Genomic DNA, 17,490 nt, shown 5'->3' on the forward strand with positions numbered 1-17,490 from the left:
CCGTCATGAGGCCGGTCCGCCGGCCGCCGCGGAGGGCGGTTCGACGGGCCTGCCCGGTGGTCTGTCGGTGGCTCGCTCGACGTCGAGTGCGTCCTGGAGCAACACGACCGCAGCCGCCTGGTCGACGACATCGCGCTGCTTGCGGGCACGTACGCCACTGGCGCGCAGCCCCTGCTGGGCCGCGACGGTGGTGAGCCGCTCGTCGAAGAGCCGCACCGGGGTGGGCGCGAGGCGGACGGCCAATGCCGAGGCGAACGTGCGCGCCAGCGCGGCCGCCTGCCCCTCACGGCCGGACAGCGAGGTGGGCAGGCCCACCACGACCTCGATCGCCTCGTGCTCCGCGACGATCACGGCGATGCGGTCGAGGTCGCCCTTGCCTCGCCTGACCGTCTCGACCGGCGTGGCCAGCATCCCCGAGGGGTCGCTGCGGGCCACGCCGATGCGGACGGATCCGACGTCGACACCGATCCGTGAACCGAACCGCATGTCAGCCGAGCTGCCCCTCAATGGCCTGCTCGACGAGCCGCAACGCGTCGCCGATCGCCTCCGGCCGGGTGCCGCCCCCCTGCGCGACATCGTCCTTGCCGCCACCGCCACCCCCAAGCGCCTTGGCGGCGACGCCGACCAGTCTCCCGGCCTTGAGCCCACGCTCGCGTCCCGCCTCGTTGACCGCGGCGACGACCACGGGCCGGTCGGCGGGAACACCGGCGATCACGATGATCGCGGGCCGGTCGGCCGGGAATCTGCCACGCACATCAAGCGCGAGCTTACGCAGGTCATCGGCGCCGGTGCCATCAGGCGCGCGGTGTGTCACCACCGAGACGCCCTGCTGGTCGCGGGCCTGGGAGGCCAGCTCTCCGGCCACCTGGAGCACCTGCGCGGAACGAAGTCGCTCCAGCTCCTTCTCGGCGGTGCGCAGCCGGCCGACGATGCCCTCGATGCGCTCGGGAAGCTCCTCGCGGCGGGCCTTGAGTTGCTCGGTGAGCTGGGCGACCAGCACGCTCTCGCGCGCCAGGAACCGGAACGCGTCGATGCCGACCAGCGCCTCGACCCGGCGCACGCCCGCGCCGACCGACTGCTCGCCCAGCACCTTGACCAGGCCGAGCTGGCCGGAACTGTGCACGTGCGTGCCGCCGCACAGCTCACGGGAGTAGTCGCCGATCTCGACCACGCGGACCTCGTCGCCGTACTTCTCGCCGAACATCGCCAGCGCGCCCATCGCCCGGGCCTCCGCCTGGGAGGTGTAGAAGGCGTTGACCTTGAGGTCGTTGATGAGCACGGCGTTGACCTCGTCCTCGACGTCACGCAGCACACTCGGCGGGACGGCGCCCGCGGCGGTGAAGTCGAAGCGGAAGCGGCCGGGCGAGTTCTCGGAGCCGGCCTGGGCCGCCGACTCGCCCAGCGCGTTCTTGAAGCCGCGGTGGACGAGGTGGGTGGCGCTGTGGCTGCGCGAGATCGCGCGGCGGCGCTCCAGGTCGATCGACGCCTGCGCCTCGTCGCCGGTCTTGAGCTCGCCGCTGCGGACGGTGCCGCGGTGCACGACGAGACCCGCGATCGGCGACTGCACGTCGAGGATCTCGACCTCGGCGCCGCCGGTGCGGATCACGCCCTGGTCGGCGAGCTGGCCGCCGCCCTCGGCGTAGAACGGGGTGCGGGCGAGCACGATCTCGACGCTGGCGCCCGCGCCCGCCGCCGGCACCGCGACGCCGTCGACGAGGATGCCGAGCACGGTGGTCTCGGCCTCGGTCTCGTCGTAGCCGAGGAACTCGACCTTGCCGGCCTGCTCCAGCAGCTGCCCGAAGACGGAGATGTCGGCGTTGCCGGTCTTCTTCGCCGCCGCGTCGGCCTTGGCCCGCTGGCGCTGCTCCTTCATCAGGCGGCGGAAGCCCTCTTCGTCGACCTTGAGCCCGTGCTCGGAGGCCATCTCGAGGGTGAGGTCGATGGGGAAGCCGTAGGTGTCGTGCAGCTGGAACGCCTGGTCGCCGGAGATGGTCGAGCCGGACTTGCGCTTGGTCTCCTCGACCGCGACGTCGAAGATGGCCGTGCCGGTGCGGAGCGTGCCGAGGAACGACGCCTCCTCGGCGTCGATGACCCCGTGGATCTGCGGCGCGTCGGCCTTGAGCTCGGGATACTGCTCGCCCATCACGTCGATCGCGACGTCGGTCAGCTCGTGCATGTAGCGCTCGTCGCCGGAGCCGAGCAGCCGCAGGTTGCGCACGCTGCGGCGCAGGATGCGGCGCAGCACGTAGCCGCGGCCCTCGTTGCCGGGCATGACACCGTCGGCCACGAGCATGGTGCCGGTGCGGACGTGGTCGGCGATGACGCGCAGGCTCACGTCGGCGCGCTCGTCACGGCCATAGCGGGTCCTGGTGAGCTCGGCCGCCCGGTCGAGGATCTTGTAGGTGGTGTCGATCTCGTAGATGTTGTCGACGCCCTGCAGGATCGCCGCCATGCGCTCCAGGCCCATGCCGGTGTCGATGTTCTTGTTCGGCAGCTCGCCGGCGATGTCGAAGTCGACCTTGCTGCGGACCTCGCTGAGCTGGTACTGCATGAACACGAGGTTCCAGACCTCGAGATAGCGGTCCTCGTCGGCGACCGGGCCGCCGTCGCGGCCGTACTCGGGGCCGCGGTCGTAGTAGATCTCCGAGCAGGGGCCGCCGGGGCCGGGCACGCCCATGTGCCAGTAGTTGTCCTCCAGGCCGCGGCGCTGGATGCGCTCGGCGGGCAACCCGACCTTGGTGTGCCAGATGTCGAACGCCTCGTCGTCCTCGAGGTAGACCGTCGCCCAGAGCCGGTCCTCGGGGAAGCCGAAGCCGCCCTCGGACTCGGGCTTGGTGAGCAGCTCCCAGGCGAACGGGATCACTTCGGCCTTGAAGTAGTCGCCGATGGAGAAGTTGCCGAGCATCTGGAAGAACGTGGCGTGCCGGGTCGTCTTGCCGACCTCGTCGATGTCGGGGGTTCGTACGCACTTCTGGGCGGTGGCCAGCCGTGACGCCGGAGGCTTGCGCTGCCCCAGGAAGTACGGCTTGAACGGCACCATACCCGCGTTGACCAGGAGAAGCGTAGGGTCCTCAGCGATCAGGCTGGCCGAGGGCACGATCTTGTGCCCACGCTCCTCGAAGAAGCGCAGGAAGCGGCGCGCTATCTCTGCCGACTCCATGGTGGCCATCCTTTGCGTTAGTCGTCGGTTTCAGCGTTGTCGAGCCCGAACCGGGCCCGCAACTCGATTTCGCGGTCGGCGGCCTCGCCGAGCGCGTCGGAAGTAAAGTCTCTCACCTGCGCGAGCATGCCCGCGGCGCCCTTGGCCGTGCGGCGGGCGACGTGCTGGGGGTGCAGGGCCTGCAGCCTGCGCACCACCCACAGGGTGAGCAACGCGCCGAGCGAGATGTAGAACAGCCGCCTGATCACGGACGCCGCCTGCCCCTGGGCTGCCTGCGGGCCTCGATGGCCCGGCGCACGCCGTAGCCGATCGACGACACCTTGATCAGCGGCCCGGTGAAGACGGTCTGGGTCACCGCGCTCAGCTTGGCCGCGTGCCCGCTGACCTGCTTGACGTCTCTGGCGATGGCCTCGACCGCGACGAGCTGTCTGTTGGTCTCGCTGACCGTGACGCCCATGTCGTCGAGCAGCGGCGTCATGCGGCTGGTCAGGTCGGAGACGGCCCTGGCCGTCTCGGTGAGCAGTCTCGCGAGCTTGATCAGCACCATGGTGAGCACGCAGACCAGGACTATCCAGCCCGTGGCCGCGATCAGCGCCGCGACCTCTCCAGCGGTAAGCATCCGCTCATCTCCCTCGTACGCCACGCCGGAACGGCAAGACCCTATCGCGTTCGAGCACCCAGGCTACTGGGCTCGAACACCCTGATCATGCCGCCACGTCGGCCACGGCCCTTCCCAGCCCGTCGTGAGCCCCCTCGATCCGTTCGCCCGCGGCTCCGCGACCACCGGCCGGCGCGGCTCCTCCGGGGTCCTCCCCTCCCGGGTCGTGCCCGATGAGCCCGCCGTGCCGGGGCCGGGGTCAGGAGCCGCGGAGGAAGTCGCGGATCCGGGCCCAGCGGTCGGCCACCGGGGCCTCGGCGCCGTGCTTGGTGGGCCGGTAGTAGCGCTGGCCGCGGATCTGCTCGGGGGCGTAGTCCTGGCGGACCAGGCCGTGGTCGAAGTCGTGGGGATACTGGTAGCCCTCGCCGTGGCCGAGCTTGGCGGCGCCAGGGTAGTGGCCGTCGCGCAGGTGGCCGGGCACCTGGCCGATGAGGCCGCGCCGCACGTCGCCGACTGCCTCGCCGATCGCCTTGACGACGGCGTTGGACTTGGGCGCCAGCGCGCAGTGGATGACCGCGTGGGCGAGGTTGATCTGCCCCTCGGGCAGGCCGATGAGCTGCACGGCCTGCGCCGCGGCGACGGCGGTCTGCAGGCAGGTGGGGTCGGCCATGCCGACGTCCTCGGAGGCGAAGATGACGATGCGCCGGGCGAGGAAGCGGGGATCCTCGCCGGCCTCGATCATGCGGGCGAGGTAGTGGAGCGCGGCGTCGGCGTCGGAGCCGCGCATCGACTTGATGAACGCGCTGATCACGTCGTAGTGCTGGTCGCCCTGCCGGTCGTAGCGGACGGCCGCCTTGTCGACGGCCTTCTCCACCATCTCGACGGTGATGGTGTCCTCGCCGGAGCCGGTCAGCAGCGCGGCGGCCTCGAGGTAGGTCAGGGAGCGGCGGGCGTCGCCGCCGGCCAGGCGTACGAGATGGTCGAGGGCCTGGGGGGCGACGGTGGCGCGGCCGCCGAGGCCGCGCTCGTCGGACGCCGCGCGCTCCAGGACGACGCGGACGTCGTCGTCGGACAGGGACTCCAGCGTGAGCAGCAGCGAGCGCGACAGCAGTGGGGAGATGACCGAGAAGAACGGGTTCTCGGTGGTGGCGCCGATGAAGGTGACCCAGCGGTTCTCGACGGCGGGCAGCAGCGCGTCCTGCTGGGCCTTGTTGAAGCGGTGCACCTCGTCGACGAAGAGCACCGTCTGGCGGCCGGTCATGCCCAGCTCGCGGCGGGCGGTGTCGATGGCGGCGCGGACGTCCTTGACCCCGGCCGAGACGGCGGAGATCTCGACGAAGCGGCGTTTGGTGACATTGGACACCACGTAGGCCAGCGTGGTCTTGCCGGTGCCGGGCGGCCCCCACAGGAAGAGCGACATCGGCGCCTCGCTCTCGACGAGCCGGCGCAGCGGGGTGCCGGGACCGAGCAGGTGGCGCTGGCCGATCACCTCGTCGAGCGTGCGCGGCCGCATCCGGACCGCCAGGGGCTGGGGTGTGGCCTCCTCAGCAGCCGAATCGAACAGACTCTCCACAACGCGAGATTACACGGCCCATACGGCTCTCGCTCCCGAGTCCCCGGCGCGGAAGACGTAGTAGCCGACGACCGCGGCCAGCGCCACGGTCACGGCCGACACGACGGTGGTGGCCGTGCGGCCGAACCTTTCGCCGACCGTGTCGCGCGCGGACGTGGTGCCGTAGACCAGCAGCAGCGCGGCGGCGGACAACCCGGCGACGGACAGCAGCAGCGGGGTGGCGAAGCTCTGGTGGCTCGCGATCCGCTCGCCCAGCAGGCCGTCCGCGGTGGCGAAGCGGGCCGCCTTCAGCGCCTCGCCGCTCTGCCTGGCCGTGAAGACCGCGACCGGCGCGGCCAGGGAGAGCAGCACCACCGCCCACGACAGCACCGGACGCCGGCGGGGCAGCAGCGCGTAGGCCACGGCGACGGCGGCGAGGAGGGGGGTCAGCACGACGGCGAAGTGGATGATCAGCGGATGGGCGGGCAGGCCGAGGATCTCGTCGAACATGCGCGGCTCCTTAGTTCTCATTTCAACTACGTCTGGCAGAACGATATGGTTCGCACCCACCCACTGCCATTCGCAGCCCGCCGGCACCCCTGATCGGTTTTCGTCACTTACGTCCAGCACATTCAAGGGCCGGTAGCATTCGCGGAGTTGTTTGGTCATGTGTAGGCAAAAATGGAGGACATACCCGTGAGCGCCGACGACCGCCAGAGCGAGCTGGCGCGCGAGCACAAGGAGCGGCAGGCGCAGCGTGCGGCCGAGCAGTCCGCCAAGTCCAAGCGGAACACCTTCATCGGCGCGGGACTGGCCGTCGTCGTGGTGGCCGGCGGCATCTTCGCCGCGACCACGCTGGTCGGCAAGGACACCGGCACCCCTGTGGCGTCCGAGAGCACGCCGTCGGCCTCGGCCCCGCCTGCGGAGTTGCCGACCGCCGCTCCCACCGCGACCGGCCCCGTCACCTGCACCTACAAGCGGGACACCGCCGACGTCCCGATGAAGTACGTGGGCATGCCGGGCTCCAAGCCCAACATGAAGCTGAAGACGATGACCATCGCCACCAACCACGGCGACATCGTCATCGACGTCGACCCGGCCGCGACGCCCTGCTCGGTCAACTCGATGGCCTTCCTGGCCAAGAAGAACTTCTACAACAACACCAAGTGCCACCGGCTGGTGACCCCTGAGGTGTCGGGGCTGTTCCTGCTGCAGTGCGGCGACCCCAAGGCCAAGGCCGACGGCAAGAACCCGACGGACGGCCAGGGCACGGCGGGCTACGTCTTCCAGGACGAGGCCGTCGGCGCGGTCCCCTACACGCGCGGCGTGGTGTTCCTCACGCAGCCGCAGGACGCGGCCGGCCAGAACAGCAGCCAGTTCGCCATCTCGCTGTCGGACGAGAACGCGCAGCTTGAGCCGCAGTTCTCGGTGCTCGGCATGGTGCGCTCGGGCCTGGAGATCATCGACAAGGTGGCCAAGGACGGCGTCATCGTCAACGACGACGACATCACCGGCGACGGCGGCTCCACCGCGCCGAAGAACCCCATCATCATCAAGAAGGTCACGGTCCGCTGACCTCCCTGGCAGGACGACGGCCGCCTCCCCCGCTGAAGGGAGGCGGCCGTCGTCGTGCCGGGAGCGGAGGCTAGACCGCCTTCGGCTGGGCGTCGATGCCCGCCTCCTTGCGCTGCTCGGCGGTGATGGGCGTCGGGGCGCCGGTGAGCGGGTCGAAGCCGGAGGCCGTCTTGGGGAAGGCGATCACGTCGCGGATCGACTCGCCGCCGCACAGCAGCATGCAGATGCGGTCCCAGCCGTAGGCGATGCCTCCGTGCGGGGGCGGGCCGAACTTGAACGCCTCCAGCAGGAAGCCGAACTTGCTCTCGGCCTCCTCCTTGGAGATGCCGAGCACGTCGAAGACGCGCTGCTGCATCTCGGCGCGGTGGATCCGGATCGAGCCGCCGCCGATCTCCATGCCGTTGCAGACCATGTCGTAGGCGTAGGCCAGGGCCTCGCCGGGGTGGTCCTGGAAGGTCTCGGCCCACTCGGGCTTGGGCCCGGTGAACGGGTGGTGCACGGCGGTCCAGCCGCCCTCGCCGTCCTCCTCGAACATGGGCGCGTCGACGATCCACAGGAACGACCACAGGGACTCGTCGATCAGCCCGCGGCGGCGGCCGATCTCCAGCCGGGCGGCTCCCAGCAACTCGCGGGAGGCGTGGCGGGCACCCGCGGCGAAGAAGACGGCGTCGCCCGGCTTCGCGCCCACGAACTCGGCCAGGCCGGACAGCTCCTGCTCCGACAGGTTCTTGGCGACCGGGCCGCCGAGGGTGCCGTCGTCCTGCACGAGCACGTAGGCCAGGCCCCTGGCGCCGCGTGAGCGGGCCCACTCCTGCCAGCCGTCGAGCTCCTTGCGGGTCTGCGAGGCCCCCTGGGGCATGACGACCGCGCCCACGTAGTCGGCCTGGAACACCCGGAACGAGGTGCCGGCGAAGTAGTCGGTCATCTCGACGAGCTCCTGGCCGAAGCGCAGGTCGGGCTTGTCGGAACCGTAGCGGGCCATCGCGTCGGCGTAGGTCATGCGCGGCAGCGGCATCGGGATCTCGACGCCGAGGATGTCGCGCCAGAGGCGTCCGATCAGCTTCTCGCCGACCGCGATGACGTCCTCCTGGTCGACGAACGACATCTCGACGTCGATCTGGGTGAACTCCGGCTGCCGGTCGGCGCGCAGGTCCTCGTCGCGGTAGCAGCGGGCCAGCTGGTAGTAGCGCTCCAGCCCGCCCACCTGCAGCAGCTGCTTGAACAGCTGCGGCGACTGCGGCAGGGCGTACCAGCTGCCGGGCTGCAGCCGCACCGGGACCAGGAAGTCACGGGCGCCCTCGGGCGTGGACCGGGTCATCGTCGGCGTGTCGACGTAGACGAAGCCGAGCTCGTCCATCACCTCGTTGGCCAGGAAGGTGGCCTTGGAGCGGATCCGCAGCGACTGGGCCACCTGCTGGCGGCGGATGTCGAGGTAGCGGTACTTGAGCCTGGCCTCCTCGGACACGCCCACGTTGCCCTCGATCGGGAACGGCAGCGGCGCCGACTCGCTGAGCACCTCGACCGTGTCGGCCACGACCTCGATCGCGCCGGTGGGCAGGTCGGGGTTGGCGTTGCCCTCGGGCCTGACCCTGACCTCGCCGATCACCTTCACGCAGTATTCGGCGCGCAGGTCGTGGGCGTGGTCCTCCTCGCGGAAGACCACCTGCGCCGAGCCCGAGGCGTCACGCAGGTCGATGAAGACCACGCCACCGTGATCACGGCGCCGGGCCACCCATCCCGCGAGCGTCACCTGCTGCCCGGCGTGCTCCTCTCGGAGCGACCCTGCCGTATGCGTGCGGATCACTGCACTTTCCCCTTCAGAATGTCGGCGACCTGGGCCAGCGGCACCTCGGTCTGCTCAGCGGTGGTCAGGTCCTTCAGTTGTACGGCCTGCGCGGCCAGGTCACGCTCACCGAGGATCAGCGCGAAGCGGGCGCCCGAGCGGTCGGCCCCCTTCATGCTGCCCTTCAGCCCCTTGCCGCCGAAGGCCATGTCGGCGCTGACGCCCGCCCGGCGCAGCTCGTCGACGAGCAGGAACATCCGCCGGCGCGCGTCGTCGCCCAGCGGGACACCGTACACCTGGACGTGCTCCTGCTCGGTGTCGGTGAGCAGTCCCTCGGCCTCCATGGCGAGGTAGGTGCGGTCGACTCCGAGCGCCCAGCCGACACTGGGCAGCGGCGGGCCGCCGAGCATCTCGCTCAGCCCGTCGTAGCGGCCTCCGCCGCCGACCGCGGACTGCGAGCCGAGGCCGTCGTGCACGAACTCGAACGTGGTGCGGGTGTAGTAGTCGAGCCCGCGCACCAGCCGGGGGTCGTCGTCGAACGCGACGCCCGCGGCGCCCAGCAGCGACCGGACCTCCTCGTGGTAGGCCTTGCAGGCCGGGCACAGGTGGTCGGCGACCAGGGGCGCGCCGGTCAGCTGCGCCCGCACCTCGGGCCGCTTGTCGTCGAGCACCCGCAGCGGGTTGATCTCGACCCGGGACCGGGTGTCCTCGTCGAGGTCGAGACCGCGCAGGAAGGCCTGCAGCGCGGCCCGGTAGGCGGGCCGGCACGTCTTGTCGCCGAGCGAGTTGACCAGTAGCCGGACGCCCGTCAGCCCGAGCGAGGAGTAGCCCCGCGCGCCGAGGACGATCAGCTCGGCGTCGAGCGCCGGGTCCTCGGCGCCGAGGGCCTCGGCGCCGACCTGCCAGAAGTGGCGATAGCGCCCCTTCTGCGAGCGTTCATAGCGGAACTGGCTGCCGGAATACCACACCTTCACCGGCAGCCGGCCGTTGTGCAGGCCGTGCTGCAGCACCGCGCGCACGACCGGGGCGGTGCCCTCGGGGCGCAGCGTCAGCGAGCGGCCCGCCTTGTCGGGGAAGGTGTACATCTCCTTGGAGACGATGTCGGTCGACTCGCCTACGCCCCTGGCGAACAGCTGGGTGTCCTCGAACACGGGCGTCTCGACATAGCCGTAGCCCGCCAGCCGCGCCGGGGCGGCGAGCGCCTCGCGGATCGCGAGAACCTGCTCGGAGCGGGGTGGCAGCCAGTCGAAGGTGCCCTTGGGTGCTTGGAAGCTCATTAGATCCCTCGTGTGGGACCGGCGTGCGGCGCGGCCTCCTTGAGATAAGGGTTGGTGGCGCGCTCGCGGCCGATCGTGGTCTGTGGTCCGTGGCCCGGCAGAACGACCGTATCGTCCGGCAGCGGCAGGCACTTGGAGGCCAGGCTGCGCAGGATCGTCGGATAGTCGCCGCCCGGGAGGTCGGTGCGGCCGATGGAGCCGGCGAACAACAGGTCACCCGAGAAGAGGATCTCGTCGCCGGGCGCCCGGAAGCTCACCGACCCCCTGGTATGGCCGGGTGTGTGGTCGACCACGAGCTCAAGGCCCGCCAGCCGCAGCTCGGCCCCGTCGGACAGCTCCCTGACGTCGTCGGGCTCGCTCAGTGTCAGGCCGCCGAACAGCTGCGTGGAGCCCGCCGACAGGCCCGCCGCCGGGTCGCTCAGCAGGTGGCGGTCGTCGGGGTGGATCCAGGCGGGCACGTCACGCGCGCCGCAGACCGGCGCCACCGACCAGACGTGGTCGAGGTGACCGTGGGTGAGCAGGACCGCGACCGGCTTCAGCCGGTGCTCGCGCAGCAGCTCGTCGACCCCGTCGACGGCGTCCTGACCAGGGTCGATGATCACGCATTCCTCGCCGGAGGCGGGCGCGACGACGTAACAATTGGTCTGGAAGGCCCCTGCGGGGAAGCCGGCGATGAGCATCTGCCTCAGCTGATCTCGTCAAAAAAGCCAATGGGAATGTAACCGAAGGGTACCGGTGCGGGTCGCCGGGCTGCGAATCATTACCCATTGGCCGATACGATTCGCCCACCTCAGTTGATTCACTATGGGAGGCAAAGCGGTGGCCACGGGGAAGGACCGGCAGAAGCAGCTGGCACGCGAGCACTACGAGCGGCAGCTGAAGAACCGTCGCGAGCGCGAGCAGCGTGCCAAGCGCACCGCGATCATCGGCTCCACCGTGGGAGTCGTGGTCGTCGTGGGCGGCATCGTGGCGGCGGTCGCGCTCATGGGCGGTGACCCCGGCACAGAGGCCGCGGCGACGCCCACGCAGCCGCCGACGGAGACGGCTCCGGCCTCACCCGCCGCGCAGCCCAAGCCGTACGACGCCAAGACCGGCACCTGCGGCTACGTCGCCGACGCGGCGGGCGGCAAGGTCAAGGACGTGGGCATGCCGCCGGCGGAGGTGAAGCTCACGCCCGCCACGAAGACCATGACGCTCAAGACCAACCTGGGCGACATCGTGGTCAAGCTCGACAACGCCAAGGCGCCCTGCACGGTCAACTCACTGGAGTTCCTGGCGGACAAGAAGTACTACGACGGCAGCAAGTGCCACCGGCTGGGCAGCGACAAGTTCCCGATGCTGCAGTGCGGCGACCCGTCCGCCAAGGCCGACGGCAAGAGCATGGACGGCTCGGGCGGCCCCGGCTACGTCATGGTCGAGGAGAATCTGGAGGGCGCGACCTACAAGCGCGGCGTGATGGCGATGGCCAAGACCCAGGCGCCGGGCAGCACGGGCAGCCAGTTCTTCCTGGTCTACGGCGACATCGGTCTCACCCCGGATTACACCCCGGTGGGTACGATCACCAAGGGACTCGACATCCTGGACAAGGTGAACAAGGCGGGCGTCCTAGGCGATGCGGGCGACGGCACCGGAGCACCCAAGGAAACCATCGAAATCAAAGACGTGACAATCGCGGGCAAGGGCTGACGTAATACAAACTAGGGACGAGTACGTCCCGAAGGGTCTGATGGAAAGTGCGGGAGGACACGGTGAGCACCGACCCGTGGGGCCGGGTAGACGACGACGGCACCGTCTACGTGCGTACGGCTGAGGGAGAGCGGGCCGTCGGCTCCTGGCAGGCCGGTGAACCCGAAGAGGCACTGGCATACTTCCATCGCAAGTTCGACGAGCTGGCCGGCCAGGTCACGCTGCTCGAGCAGCGGGTCAAGGGCACCGATCTGGCCCCGGCGCAGGCCGAGGCGAGCATCGCCAAGCTGCGCGAGGCGGTCGCCGACGCCCACGCCGTCGGCGATCTCGCCGCGCTGACCGCCCGCCTCGACGGGCTGTCGGAGCTGGTCGCGCACCGCCGCGAGGAGGTCAAGGCGGCCCGCGAGCAGGCACGCGCGGAGGCCAAGGCGATCAAGGAGCGCATCGTCGCCGAGGCCGAGCGCATCGCCGACGAGACCACCCACTGGAAGTCGGGCGGCGAACGCCTGCGCCAGCTGGTCGAGGAGTGGAAGGCCGCCGACCGCATCGACCGGGTCACCGAGGCCGGGCTGTGGAAGCGGCTGTCGGCCGCTCGCACCGCCTTCGCCAAGCGGCGCAAGGTCTACTTCGCGGGTCTCGACGAGCAGCGCGAGGGCGTGCGCGCGGCCAAGGAGCGCATCGTCGAGGAGGCCGAGGCGATCGCCGGCTCCACCGACTGGGGCGCCACGGCGGCCGTCTACCGCGATCTGATGCAGCGCTGGAAGAGCGCCGGCCGGGCCTCTCGCGAGGCCGAGGACGAGCTGTGGGCCCGTTTCAAGGGCGCCCAGGACCACTTCTTCCAGGCGCGGTCGGCGGTGTTCGCCGAGCGCGACGCCTCGCTCGCGGCCAACGCCGAGGCCAAGGAGCAGCTGCTGGCCGAGGCCGAGAAGATCCTGCCGGTCACCGACGTACGCACCGCCCGGTCGGCGTTGCGGCACATCGTCGAGCGCTGGGAGGCCGCCGGGCCGGTGCCTCGCGAGCAGCGCGACCGGCTCGAAGGCGGGCTGCGCAAGGTGGACGACGCCGTGCGCAAGGCCGAGGACAACGAGTGGAAGCGGTCCAACCCCGAGGCCCGCGCCCGCGCGCAGAGCACGGTCGACCAGCTGCGCACCTCCATCGAGCAGTTGGAGAAGCGCCTGGCCAAGGCCGAGGCCGCCGGCCGTGCCAAGGACGTCAAGGAGGCCGAGGAGGCCCTCACGGCCCGCCGCTCCTGGCTGGAGGAGGCCGAGCGCACCCTGGCTGAGTTCAGCTGACCACAGGCGCCTCAGGGCCGGTTCCGCGACAGGCGGGACCGGCCCCGTTCTTTCCTCGCCTGGCCACGCGGCGGGCGAACCTAGATCGCACATTCGGTATCTAAGCCCTCGAAGAACACATTTCTACGGGGAGACATCATGCGACACCTCAAGAACCTGCTCGTGCTGACCACCTCCGTGGCGGCCGTCGTCGCGCTGACGGCGCTGCCCGCCGAGGCCGCCGGCACCGCCGACCGCACCTGGGGAAAGTGCGGCTCCGGCAACACCTGCCTGTTCGACGGCCGCTACGGCAGGTACAAGTTCTGGACCGCGCCCGACTGCGGCTTCTACGACCTCAGCAAGATGAGGCCCCGGCTCGACGACCGGCTGAGCTCCATCCGCAACCGCAGCGACGCCCGGGTGGTGCTGTTCGACTGGGACAGCACCACCGGCTGGAACCACGTGCGCACGATCTCGCCGTGGAAGAAGGCGAACCTGCGCCCGCACGAGAACAACCGGGTCGACGCCATCGAGATCGACTGCTGAACTCCCGGCGTGAGCCGGGAGCGTCAGGCGCCGGCGCCGCTCACGCGGTAGACGTCGAAGACGCCCTGGATGCTGCGGACGGCCTTGAGCACGTGGCCGAGGTGTTTGGGGTCACCCATCTCGAAGGTGAACTTGCTGATCGCCACCCGGTCGCGTGAGGTGGTGACGGATGCGCTCAGGATGTTGACGTGCTGGTCGGACAGGGTGCGGGTGACGTCGGACAGCAGTCGGGGCCGATCGAGGGCCTCCACCTGGATGGCGACGAGGAACACCGAGTCGTCGCTCGGCGACCAGCTCACCTCGACCAGGCGGTCGGGCTGCTCCTTGAGCTGCTGGACGTTGGTGCAGTCGGCGCGGTGCACCGAGACGCCGTGGCCGCGCGTGACGAAGCCGACGATCTCGTCGCCGGGCACCGGAGTGCAGCATTTCGACAGGCGCACCCACACGTCGGCGTCGCCGGCCACCACCACGCCCGCGCCGCCACCGCCCCGGGGACGGCCCTTGAGGCGCGTGGGGAGCGACGTCTCGGCGATGTCCTCCTCGGCGCTGTCGACGCCGCCGATGGAGGCCACCAGCTTCTGCACGACCGACTGGGCGGCCACATGGCCCTCGCCGACGGCCGCGTAGAGGGCGGAGACGTCGGGGTAGCGCAGGTCGCGGGCGAGGGCCAGCAGCGACTCACCGGACATCAGGCGTTGCAGTGGCAGGCCCTGCTTGCGCATGGCCCGGCCGATGGCCTCCTTGCCCGCCTCGATCGCGGTCTCCCGGCGCTCCTTGGAGAACCACTGCCGGATCTTGTTGCGGGCGCGGCCGGACTTGACGAACTTCAGCCAGTCGCGGGAGGGACCGGCGTCGGGCGACTTGGAGGTGAAGATCTCCACCGTGTCACCGTTGCCGAGCCGCGACTCCAGCGGCACCAGCCGGCCGTTGACCCGGGCGCCGATGCAGCGATGGCCCACCTCGGTGTGGACGGCGTAGGCGAAGTCGACCGGGGTCGCGCCCTCGGGCAGGGCCACCACCTGACCGCGCGGCGTGAAGACGTAGACCTCGGACACCGACAGGTCGAAGCGCAACGACTCAAGGAACTCCCCCGGGTCGGCCGTCTCCTTCTGCCAGTCGAGGAGCTGGCGCAGCCAGGCCATGTCGCTGCCCGGCTTGACCTTGCCCACGGGGCCGGGCGCGCCGACCTCCTCCTTGTACTTCCAGTGGGCGGCCACGCCGTACTCGGCCCGGTGGTGCATCGCGTGGGTGCGGATCTGCAACTCCACCGGCTTGCCCTCGGGACCGATCACCGTCGTGTGCAGCGACTGGTACATGTTGAACTTGGGCATCGCGATGTAGTCCTTGAACCTGCCGGGCACGGGGTTCCATCGCGCGTGGATCGTTCCGAGAGCCGCATAGCAGTCGCGCACGCTGTCGACGAGGACCCGGATGCCCACCAGGTCGTAGATGTCGTCGAAGGCCACGTCGCGGGCGATCATCTTCTGGTAGACGGAGTAGTAGTGCTTCGGCCTTCCCTTGACGACCGCGCGGATCCTGGCCTCGCGCAGGTCGCCGGAGACCTTCTCGATGACCTCCTGCAGGAACAGGTCACGGCGCGGCGCCCGCTCCGACACCATGCGCGCGATCTCGTCGTAGCGCTTGGGGTAGAGCATGGCGAAGGCGAGGTCTTCGAGCTCCCACTTGATCGTGTTCATGCCCAGGCGGTGGGCCAGCGGCGCGAAGATCTCCAGAGTCTCGCGGGACTTCTGGTGGCGCTTGTGCTCGGGCAGATAGCGCATCGTGCGCATGTTGTGCAGCCGGTCGGCCAGCTTGATGATCAGCACCCGGATGTCGCGCGACATGGCGACCACCATCTTGCGCACGGTCTCGGCCTGGGCGGCGTCGCCGAACTTGACCTTGTCGAGCTTGGTGACGCCGTCGACCAGCGAGCCGATCGTGTCGCCGAAGTCGGCCCGGAGCTCGTCGAGGCTGTAGGCGGTGTCCTCGACCGTGTCGTGCAGCAGCGCGGCGCAGAGCGTCTCGTCATCGGTGCCGAGCTCGGCCAGGATCGTCGCCACGGCCAGCGGATGGGTGATGTAGGGGTCGCCGGACTTACGCTTCTGGTCACGGTGGTGGTAGGCGGCGACGTCGTAGGCGCGCTCGATCAGCCGCAGGTCGGCCTTGGGGTGAGTGGCGCGAACCGTGCGGAACAGCGGCTCCAGCACCGGATTCATGGCCCCACCCCCAAACCGCCGTCGGCGTGCCGAGGGCGCGCCGCCGGCAGGATCGGCGGTCCCGGCGTCGGTTACGTCAGGCACGACCACATCACGGGGCACTCAGACTCCTCACGTTCGAGTCCAGGTCCCCAGTGTATCCAGGTGAGAGACCCCGCTCGCCGTGGGCCCGGCTCAGACGATCACCAGGGAGTGCGCCTCCACTCCCACGAGGCGCTCACGCCCCTTCAGGAAAGCCAGCTCCATCAGCACGGCGACGCCGACGACGTCGGCTCCGGCCCTGCGCACCAACTCCACGGTCGCCTCGGCCGTGCCGCCCGTGGCCAGCACATCGTCGACGATGAGGACCCGGTCGCCCTCGGCGAAGGCGTCACAGTGCACCTCGATGGTCGCGGAGCCGTACTCCAGATCGTAGGACTCTTCGAGCGTCTGAGAGGGCAGTTTGCCCTTCTTGCGGACGGGAACGAAGCCGGCGCCGGCGTGGAGAGCGACGGGGGCGGCCAGAATGAACCCTCTGGCCTCGATCCCGACGATCTTGTCGACCTCGTGCAACCCGGCCAGCTCGCGCACCACGGCCGCGAACGCCTCGTGGTCGGCGAGCAGCGGGGTGATGTCCTTGAACAGCACACCCGGCTTGGGGTAGTCGGGCACGTCCCTGATGTGCTCGAGGATCAACTTCTGCAGGTCGCTCATCAAGCCACTCCTCCGATGGTCCCTGCCCACGACTGACGGCCTCCATGATGACGCATCCGGCGGCATATCCGGACCATGCGGACGGAGACCTGGCCGCACATGCCACAGGGCGGGCCGGTCGGCCCGCCCTGTGCGACACCCCCTCAGCCCTTGGCTACGGCCGTGCTTTTGGAACCCTTCGACCCCTTGCCTCCCGTGGAGGCGAGACGCCGGGCGATGGCCTGGTACTTCGGCTCCCGCTCCTTGAGCGTCACCAGCAGCGGTGTGGCCACGCACAGCGAGGAGTAGGTGCCGACGATCATGCCGACGAACAGGGCCAGCGACAGGTCCTTCAGCGTGCCCGCGCCGAGCAGCGTGGTGCCGATGAACAGGATCGCGGCCACCGGCAGGATCGCGACCAGCGAGGTGTTGAGCGACCGGATCAGCGTGTGGTTGAGCGCGTTGTTGGCCGCCATCGAGTAGGTCTGCTTGGACGTGGTGCCCAGCTTGGCCGTGACCTCCTTGATCATGTCGAACACCACGACCGCGTCGTAGAGCGAGTATCCGAGGATGGTCAGGAAGCCCAGCAGCGTCGCGGGCGTGACCTCGAAGCCCGACCAGGCGTAGACGCCCGCCGTGATGACCAGGTCGTGGATGAGCGCCACGATGGCGGCCAGCGCCATCTTGGGCTCGAACGCCATCGACAGGTAGAGGATGATCGCGAGCATGAACACGCCCAGGCCGACCCAGGCCTTCTGCGACACCTCACCGCCCCACGAGGCGCCGATCGACTGGATGTCGACCTGGTCGACCGGGACCCCGTAGTCCTTGGAGATCGCCGTCTGCACCTGGGTCATGGTGGACTCGGACAGGGTCTCGGTGGTGACCCGCCAGCGGTCGCCGGCCGTCTGCACGATCGGCTGGTGCACGCCCTCTTCGGTGAAGCCCTCGCGGACCTGTTCGATGGTGGCGGTCGGCGCCTTGAAGGAGAAGACCGAGCCGCCGGTGAACTCGACGCCCATGTTGAGGCCGTTGACCAGGATTCCGGCCAGGGACACGGCCAGCAGCAGGCCGGACAGGCTGTACCAGAGCTTCCAGCGGCCGACGAAGTCGACGTTGATCTCGCCACGGTAGAGGCGACTCGCGAGTCCCAT

16 protein-coding genes are annotated in these 17,490 nt (G+C 69.9%); 4 read left to right on the forward strand and 12 right to left on the reverse strand.

The window, feature by feature from the left end:
- Nucleotides 1–3: 3 nt before the first annotated feature.
- The 6 genes from ruvX to IEY82_RS20135 form a co-directional block, all read right to left on the reverse strand.
- Nucleotides 4–486: a Holliday junction resolvase RuvX gene (gene ruvX / locus IEY82_RS20110; protein ID WP_189125706.1), complete on the reverse strand. Its 483-nt coding sequence runs from the start codon at nt 484–486 to the stop codon at nt 4–6.
- A 1-nt stretch (nt 487) separates the two neighbouring features.
- The gene (alaS, locus tag IEY82_RS20115) at nt 488–3,160 is read right to left on the reverse strand and encodes an alanine--tRNA ligase (protein ID WP_189125707.1); all 2,673 of its coding nucleotides are present in this window, start codon (nt 3,158–3,160) and stop codon (nt 488–490) included.
- Between the two features lie 17 nt (nt 3,161–3,177).
- A complete protein-coding gene (locus IEY82_RS20120) occupies nt 3,178–3,408 on the reverse strand; it encodes a hypothetical protein (RefSeq protein ID WP_189125708.1) in 231 nt (76 codons plus the stop codon).
- Entirely contained in the window at nt 3,405–3,779 is a 375-nt protein-coding gene (locus tag IEY82_RS20125; RefSeq protein WP_189125709.1) for a DUF948 domain-containing protein, read from the reverse strand. The genes IEY82_RS20120 and IEY82_RS20125 overlap by 4 nt, the downstream gene beginning before the upstream one ends.
- A gap of 238 nt (nt 3,780–4,017) precedes the next feature.
- Nucleotides 4,018–5,271: a replication-associated recombination protein A gene (locus tag IEY82_RS20130; protein ID WP_263648304.1), complete on the reverse strand. Its 1,254-nt coding sequence runs from the start codon at nt 5,269–5,271 to the stop codon at nt 4,018–4,020.
- A 69-nt stretch (nt 5,272–5,340) separates the two neighbouring features.
- Complete coding sequence (locus IEY82_RS20135) at nt 5,341–5,820, reverse strand: DUF2231 domain-containing protein (RefSeq protein ID WP_189125711.1); 480 nt, start codon at nt 5,818–5,820, stop codon at nt 5,341–5,343.
- A gap of 186 nt (nt 5,821–6,006) precedes the next feature.
- Here IEY82_RS20135 and IEY82_RS20140 point away from each other — a divergent pair, with 186 nt between their 5' ends.
- On the forward strand, nt 6,007–6,885 hold the full coding sequence (locus IEY82_RS20140; RefSeq protein ID WP_189125712.1) for a peptidylprolyl isomerase: 879 nt from the start codon (nt 6,007–6,009) through the stop codon (nt 6,883–6,885).
- Nucleotides 6,886–6,955: 70 nt separating this feature from the next.
- Here IEY82_RS20140 and aspS read toward each other — a convergent pair whose 3' ends face one another.
- Genes aspS through IEY82_RS20155 form a run of 3 tightly spaced genes read right to left on the reverse strand, consistent with a single transcriptional unit; the run spans nt 6,956 to nt 10,625 of the window.
- Nucleotides 6,956–8,689: an aspartate--tRNA ligase gene (aspS, locus tag IEY82_RS20145; RefSeq protein WP_189125713.1), complete on the reverse strand. Its 1,734-nt coding sequence runs from the start codon at nt 8,687–8,689 to the stop codon at nt 6,956–6,958.
- Nucleotides 8,686–9,945, reverse strand: coding sequence for a histidine--tRNA ligase (gene hisS, locus IEY82_RS20150; protein ID WP_189125714.1), 1,260 nt, complete (start codon nt 9,943–9,945; stop codon nt 8,686–8,688). The genes aspS and hisS overlap by 4 nt, the downstream gene beginning before the upstream one ends.
- Nucleotides 9,945–10,625 (reverse strand): MBL fold metallo-hydrolase, encoded by a 681-nt coding sequence (locus tag IEY82_RS20155; RefSeq protein ID WP_189125715.1) that lies wholly within the window; start codon nt 10,623–10,625, stop codon nt 9,945–9,947. The genes hisS and IEY82_RS20155 overlap by 1 nt, the downstream gene beginning before the upstream one ends.
- 139 nt (nt 10,626–10,764) lie before the next feature.
- Between IEY82_RS20155 and IEY82_RS20160 the strand changes: the two genes are divergently transcribed.
- The 3 genes from IEY82_RS20160 to IEY82_RS20170 all read left to right on the forward strand — a co-directional run bounded on the left by IEY82_RS20160 (nt 10,765) and on the right by IEY82_RS20170 (nt 13,448).
- Nucleotides 10,765–11,631 carry a peptidylprolyl isomerase gene (locus tag IEY82_RS20160; RefSeq protein ID WP_225263413.1) on the forward strand — a complete coding sequence of 289 codons (867 nt, stop codon included), beginning with the start codon at nt 10,765–10,767 and terminating at the stop codon, nt 11,629–11,631.
- Nucleotides 11,632–11,693: 62 nt separating this feature from the next.
- Nucleotides 11,694–12,923: a DUF349 domain-containing protein gene (locus IEY82_RS20165; RefSeq protein ID WP_189125717.1), complete on the forward strand. Its 1,230-nt coding sequence runs from the start codon at nt 11,694–11,696 to the stop codon at nt 12,921–12,923.
- 138 nt (nt 12,924–13,061) lie between these two features.
- Nucleotides 13,062–13,448: a hypothetical protein gene (locus IEY82_RS20170; protein WP_189125718.1), complete on the forward strand. Its 387-nt coding sequence runs from the start codon at nt 13,062–13,064 to the stop codon at nt 13,446–13,448.
- A 23-nt stretch (nt 13,449–13,471) separates the two neighbouring features.
- Here the strand turns inward: IEY82_RS20170 and IEY82_RS20175 are convergent, their stop codons facing one another.
- From IEY82_RS20175 to secF, 3 genes are all read right to left on the reverse strand, one after another.
- Nucleotides 13,472–15,664 carry a RelA/SpoT family protein gene (locus tag IEY82_RS20175; protein WP_189125719.1) on the reverse strand — a complete coding sequence of 731 codons (2,193 nt, stop codon included), beginning with the start codon at nt 15,662–15,664 and terminating at the stop codon, nt 13,472–13,474.
- A 174-nt stretch (nt 15,665–15,838) separates the two neighbouring features.
- Nucleotides 15,839–16,357 (reverse strand): adenine phosphoribosyltransferase, encoded by a 519-nt coding sequence (locus tag IEY82_RS20180; RefSeq protein WP_189125720.1) that lies wholly within the window; start codon nt 16,355–16,357, stop codon nt 15,839–15,841.
- Nucleotides 16,358–16,500: 143 nt separating this feature from the next.
- Complete coding sequence (gene secF / locus IEY82_RS20185; protein WP_189125721.1) at nt 16,501–17,490, reverse strand: protein translocase subunit SecF; 990 nt, start codon at nt 17,488–17,490, stop codon at nt 16,501–16,503.

Origin of the sequence: Nonomuraea cavernae, from assembly GCF_014646355.1 — a bacterium.
Taxonomy (GTDB): Bacteria; Actinomycetota; Actinomycetes; order Streptosporangiales; family Streptosporangiaceae; genus Nonomuraea; species Nonomuraea cavernae.

Excerpts from the sequence above, each read along its gene's own strand:
- IEY82_RS20180 (WP_189125720.1), bottom strand. The coding sequence starts at position 16,357 with ATGAGCGACCTGCAGAAGTTGATCCTCGAGCACATCAGGGACGTGCCC.
- IEY82_RS20135 (WP_189125711.1), bottom strand. The coding sequence starts at position 5,820 with ATGTTCGACGAGATCCTCGGCCTGCCCGCCCATCCGCTGATCATCCAC.
- secF (WP_189125721.1), bottom strand. The coding sequence starts at position 17,490 with ATGGGACTCGCGAGTCGCCTCTACCGTGGCGAGATCAACGTCGACTTC.
- IEY82_RS20170 (WP_189125718.1), top strand. The coding sequence starts at position 13,062 with ATGCGACACCTCAAGAACCTGCTCGTGCTGACCACCTCCGTGGCGGCC.
- IEY82_RS20130 (WP_263648304.1), bottom strand. The coding sequence starts at position 5,271 with ATGCGGCCGCGCACGCTCGACGAGGTGATCGGCCAGCGCCACCTGCTC.
- IEY82_RS20155 (WP_189125715.1), bottom strand. The coding sequence starts at position 10,625 with ATGCTCATCGCCGGCTTCCCCGCAGGGGCCTTCCAGACCAATTGTTAC.
- ruvX (WP_189125706.1), bottom strand. The coding sequence starts at position 486 with ATGCGGTTCGGTTCACGGATCGGTGTCGACGTCGGATCCGTCCGCATC.
- hisS (WP_189125714.1), bottom strand. The coding sequence starts at position 9,945 with ATGAGCTTCCAAGCACCCAAGGGCACCTTCGACTGGCTGCCACCCCGC.
- IEY82_RS20125 (WP_189125709.1), bottom strand. The coding sequence starts at position 3,779 with ATGCTTACCGCTGGAGAGGTCGCGGCGCTGATCGCGGCCACGGGCTGG.
- alaS (WP_189125707.1), bottom strand. The coding sequence starts at position 3,160 with ATGGAGTCGGCAGAGATAGCGCGCCGCTTCCTGCGCTTCTTCGAGGAG.
- IEY82_RS20175 (WP_189125719.1), bottom strand. The coding sequence starts at position 15,664 with ATGAATCCGGTGCTGGAGCCGCTGTTCCGCACGGTTCGCGCCACTCAC.